Below are 5,236 nucleotides of genomic sequence, written 5' to 3'. Positions count from 1 at the left end.
CTCCAAGATCGAAACGAACTATACCTCGTTTGATGTAAGCATCCATATAGTTAGGATGAATCTTGATAACTTGATTAAAATCAGCTAGTGAACCTTGGTTATCTTTAGTCAGACGACGAATTACGGCTCGGGTGTAGATAGCTTCCGGATGTTTAGGATTAAGTTTAATGGCTTCATTAAAGTCGGCAGTTGCTCCTTGTATATCTTTCATCTCAAACCTGATAATACCTCTCTGGGTATAAGCATCTACAACTTTAGGATTGAGTTGTAATACTTTTGTCAAGTCATCAATTGCATCTTGGTTATTTCTAAGGAAACGATGAGCAATTCCTCGATTATAGTAAGCTTCTGCTTTATTGGGATTAAATTGTATGGCTTGATTATAATCTGCTATAGCTCCTTGCGGATCTCCAGCTTTAAAACGAACTACTCCTAAGTTTTGGTAGATTTGAGATTCTTCAGTATTTAATTGCAGAGCTTCAGAAAAAAGCTCTATGGCTCGATCTAATTCTCCTAATTCTACATAAACTGCTCCTAAATTATTATAGATTTGCAGGTCTTTTGGATCGAGTTCTAATGCTTTTTGGAAATTTTCTATAGCCCCTTTTAAGTTTCCCATTTGGGCAATTGCAATACCTCTATTGTGATAAAATTGATGATTATTTGGCTCTAGAAGTATGGCAAGATTATAGTCTTCTAGAGCGCCAGTATTATCTCTTTTTTGTAGTTTGATTAATCCCCGTTGGTGTAATGCATCTGCTCCTTCCTGACGACATTTTTCGGCTTTTTCTGTCATACCTGCTATTTCATATTGGGTAATAGAATCTTCCCATTGTCTTTTCTTTTCAAATTCTTTAGCTCGGCAAAATGCTGCTTTCTGAGGCATTTTTGCTAACTCGTATTCAGTAGCAGCTTTCAGCCATTGTTTCTTCTTTTCAAATTCAATAGCGCGGTATTCTGCTTTTTTTTCAGGAATATTCATCCAGCACCGTTTAGCATTAGCAAAATCTGGGATTTCTTCCCATTTTTTAGCTGCTTCTGACCATTTTAGACTTGTTTCTAGTTGAGAAGCTTCACAAATTTTTTGCTTATTATATTCCCCAATTTCTGCCCAATATTTTGCTGCTTGTTGCCATTTTTCTACTTTTTCAAATAACAGTGCTGCATCTTGCCATTCTTTTAATTCAACAAAAATTTCTGCTGCTTCATTATAAGCTTGTTTTTGAATTAATAATTTGCCTTGAGCTTGTTTCTCTAAAATTACATCGCCAGATTTACTAAAGCATTCTTTCGCTTGTTGATAAAACTCGGCTTTTAGATAATATTGTCCTTGTTTACGCCACGTTTCTGGGCTAGGTTCTATACGATCGCTTCTTACTAATTCAGGAATTATTGACTGAAATAAACCTGTTAATTCTGGTTCTTGCCAAAGTTGACTAAGCTCTGATTCCCAAATATTTAATATTCTGCTGGCACGAGTAATTCCTACATAAAGTAAGTTTAATTCTAGTTGTAGTTGTGGTTTTTCTTTTTCTTTTAGTACCCCACCTCGTATTACTTTACTCCAAAGTTTTGCTTGTGGCTGAAAAAAATCTACGATAAAAACTGTATCGAATTCTAATCCTTTTATTTCTTCAATTGTAAAAACAAAACTAGAATTTAGTTCCGCTCTAATTCTTTCTTTATCTGATTCTTTTCTGACTAAAATAGCATCACCAGGATATAGAGATGTTTCCTTTAATGTTTTGACTAATGTCTGATTATCTGCTGAAATTAGTCTAGCTGGTTGACCATAAATACTATTAGTCCTGGAATAATATCCTGTAGATTCTCCTAAGTATCTAGAACGCAATTTTAGCAGTTGATTTGCTAATTTTACTAAACTTCCTACACTCCGAAAGTTAAATTTCAGAGTTTGTTGCTCTACTTTTCTGTGGGGATAAAATTTATCTTTTAGTGTTTCCCAGCGAAAACCACTAGGACTAATCATTTGATAAGAGTCTCCAGCAAACAATAAATTTCCCCTGGGAGCAACTAAATTAAATNAATACTTTTCTGACTAAATCTATGTCATCATATAATTTTTCTTTGTGGAGTTTTTTTTGATACCATTCGGCGATTTTATATATATCTCTTCGATGTTTATTAGGCATTAACATCATGCTGTTTCTACTAATTTTTTCATATTCTTTCTCCGGTAAAATATTTTCTGTAATTGCTAATTGTTTACCTTTGATTATACTTCTAATTTCTTCCCAGACTAAAGTTGTTGGATATTGTTTTCTGAAAGGATGTGCTTTGTACATTTCCGAGAATACTTGATAGTTAACTTCATCTTGAGGATAATATATTATCTGATGATTACCGAGGATTTCTAAACATAATTGGTGGAGATTTTTAAATTCAAACACTATTTGATTTGTTGAGTGTTTCGATTCTGCTTCTAATTGACTATTTGCACTGACTATTTGATGAAATTGTTCTTCAGCATTATTAACTAGCAAATCGTTATAGGCAATATATAAACGTTTTCCTAAATTGCTATACTGTTTTTTTTGGAGCATTCTATATAAGGCTACTGTGGTTTTTCCTGTACCTGCACTACCATTTAATAATAGATTTCCTGACAATTTAGCCAATTGATATTCTTCTGGAGTCAGCTTTAAAGGTAAATCTGTATTTTGCTCAATAATCGCTTTTTGCCATTCTGTTTCTGACTCTAATACTCGCCACTCAATATTTCCTAACAATTCGTCATCTGTTAAATCTGAATTAGTTTCCAAATCCAAAGCTTTCACTGCTTCAATATTTGCTTTTTCTACTGATGAATATGATATATTTTTATCTGTATCATTATCCTGATTTTGGAAATTTCTGGTCTCTACAATGACTTCAAATTCTGCTGTTTCTAACCATTCAGAATCAGGGCTTTTTTGCCTGGCTTTAGCACGTCGTGATACATCATCATGGTCTAAACAAATATCTTGAATTGCTAGATAAACTTGCGTTTTTCCTGTTTCTGGTCGCTGTGATTTATCGTAGGTAAAAATTAAGCGACTAGCACTATTAATTCTAGCTTCCCATACTCTTTTGTTTATTCCTTTGAGCTTTTTTACCCGTAATCCACTATTAAATTGTTGGTGTTTTAGTCTTTTAATACATTCCCATACTTTCTTTTGTAAATTACTTTCTACATCTTTTCGGAGAAACTCAATTATATCAGGGTGTAAAACAGCAGGCAATAACATACATTGACTTTTCACTCTTTATCTTTAGTTTATGAGTAGTTTAACACAATACTTTTTTTCCTGTAATCCACTTAATATCAATTGGTTTCCATCCTGATTACTTTTTTGTCGATCAAATTGTCTGAAATTATTGTCAGTTAATGTTTTGAGACAATAAATATTAGGGTGCATCTCAATGCGTGAATAAAGCCAAAAATTTATCGCTTTTAGGGAACAGGGAACCGGGAACATGGAACAGAGAATAGGGAATAGGAAAAAAGTATTTTTGCAAATATAGCGCTACGCATTAAGGCTCTTGACATTTCTAAATCCTGTTTGCGCAGCATGACCTAGGAAAACCCTTTATTAGTCTACTATTCCCTATTCCCTATTCCCTATTCCCTAGNTTGACATTTCTAAATCCTGTTTGCGCAGCATGACCTAGGAAAACCCTTTATTAGTCTACTATTCCCTATTCCCTATTCCCTATTCCCTAGCGCGTAGCGCTATATGAGATTACTTGATTGATATTACTTTTGACTCCTACGGAGATGTATGAAATAGTACAAAAATATTTCTTTTTTTATGTTATAGTTTCCCTTTGGCTAAGTTAAAATTATTAAGAAATATGACGTTTATTCTCACTAATGATGATGGAATTAATGCTCCTGGTATTAAAGCACTATGGGAAGCTGTAAATAATCCTGATTTACCTCTACTATCTTTCGACGATAGTATTATTGTTGCTCCCCAAGGACAATTATCTGGTTGTGGACATCAAGTTACTACGAATGGGCCAATTAATATCAAATGTCTGTCTGAGGTTGAGTATGCGATCGCAGGTACACCAGCAGATTGTACTAGAATTGCATTATCACACATCAGTAAAAATGTCAAATGGGTGCTATCAGGTATTAACTCAGGGGGTAACATGGGTGTAGATGTCTACATATCTGGAACTGTAGCCGCAGTAAGAGAAGCAGCATTTCATAGAATCCCAGGAATCGCCCTGTCTCAATATCGTCAAGGAAAAAAGCCTGTGGACTGGCCTAGAGTAACTCGTTTGGCCAAAATAGTATTAACAGATTTACTCAACCGCCCCATTGAACCAGGAGCTTTTTGGAATGTAAATTTCCCCTATTTAGAACCAGAAGCACCAGACCCAAAAATGGTATTTTGCGAACCATCGACCCAACCATTGCCAGTAGCTTATCAGATGGAAGGAGAAGATTTTTATTATGCAGGGAAATATGAAGAACGCGATCGCGCTCCAGGAACAGATGTAGATGTTTGCTTTGCTGGTAATATTGCCATTACCAAGATTCAACTTTAAGTTTATTGAAATTTCACCTAATACTAATTACTAAAAGTAATGCTATACTTGAACACCTCAATAGTTACCAAGATTCAAAGTTTGTTTTTGACAATTATTTAGGAGCTTTAGTATAGATTATCACTACTTTTCCTCTCCCCCCACCTCCCACACTTCCGTAAGGACGTTGCATAACAACAATGCGTTTCATGTCACGCAGTGAAACGTCCCTGCCTCACCCCGATCGGATATAGCAAGATTTCGGATATAGCAAGATTTTTGATAAATGGTATAAGTACAGCATTCTTATTTCACGCTTGATGTAATATCCTTACATATTTCACGACACCGATACAAAAATGTTACACGCACTATGTTGATAGGCAAAAGGAAAGAGAATAGGGAACAGAGAAAGAGATTTATCCCAAATATTTATCCAAATAGCAAAACGGAATTTAGCAATGTCAAATACTGCGTCAGTGTAAGTAGGTGTACGAATAAACCTGACTATTTAACGAAATGTTGATGCAGTTTAAAGCCCTAAGATTGCTTCCACTCCATTCCAGTCGCTTCGGACATACTTGTAAATTTTCCCACCTATACTTTCCGCATTGTATAGCAATGAGCGCTGGTATATTTACAAATTGTAGTAGGGGCAAAAGAGCTAGAAGTCTTATATTATCGGCAATTTATTCCC

At 34.9% G+C, this 5,236-nt stretch carries 3 protein-coding genes; 1 reads left to right on the top strand and 2 read right to left on the bottom strand.

Annotated elements, in window-relative coordinates; genetic code table 11:
- Positions 1-2,014 (bottom strand): tetratricopeptide repeat protein (locus AFK68_RS11715; RefSeq protein WP_143437803.1); only part of this gene is annotated, 2,014 nt, incomplete at its 3' end.
- Between the two features lie 32 nt (positions 2,015-2,046).
- On the bottom strand, positions 2,047-3,248 hold a 1,202-nt coding region (locus AFK68_RS44870; RefSeq protein WP_371357335.1), incomplete at its 3' end, for a hypothetical protein.
- 607 nt (positions 3,249-3,855) lie between these two features.
- On the opposite strand from AFK68_RS44870, the gene surE reads away from it, so the two are divergent.
- Positions 3,856-4,560 (top strand): 5'/3'-nucleotidase SurE, encoded by a 705-nt coding sequence (gene surE / locus AFK68_RS11705; RefSeq protein ID WP_094672933.1) that lies wholly within the window; start codon positions 3,856-3,858, stop codon positions 4,558-4,560.
- The last annotated feature ends 676 nt before the right edge of the window (positions 4,561-5,236 follow it).

It is taken from the genome of Hydrocoleum sp. CS-953 (assembly GCF_002260545.1).
GTDB lineage: Bacteria > Cyanobacteriota > Cyanobacteriia > Cyanobacteriales > Microcoleaceae > Trichodesmium.
This window is presented reverse-complemented; position numbering and strand designations above follow the sequence as displayed.

What these genes read in the sequence shown, in the direction of transcription:
- surE (WP_094672933.1), top strand. Translation starts at nt 3,856, where the DNA reads ATGACGTTTATTCTCACTAATGATGATGGAATTAATGCTCCTGGTATT.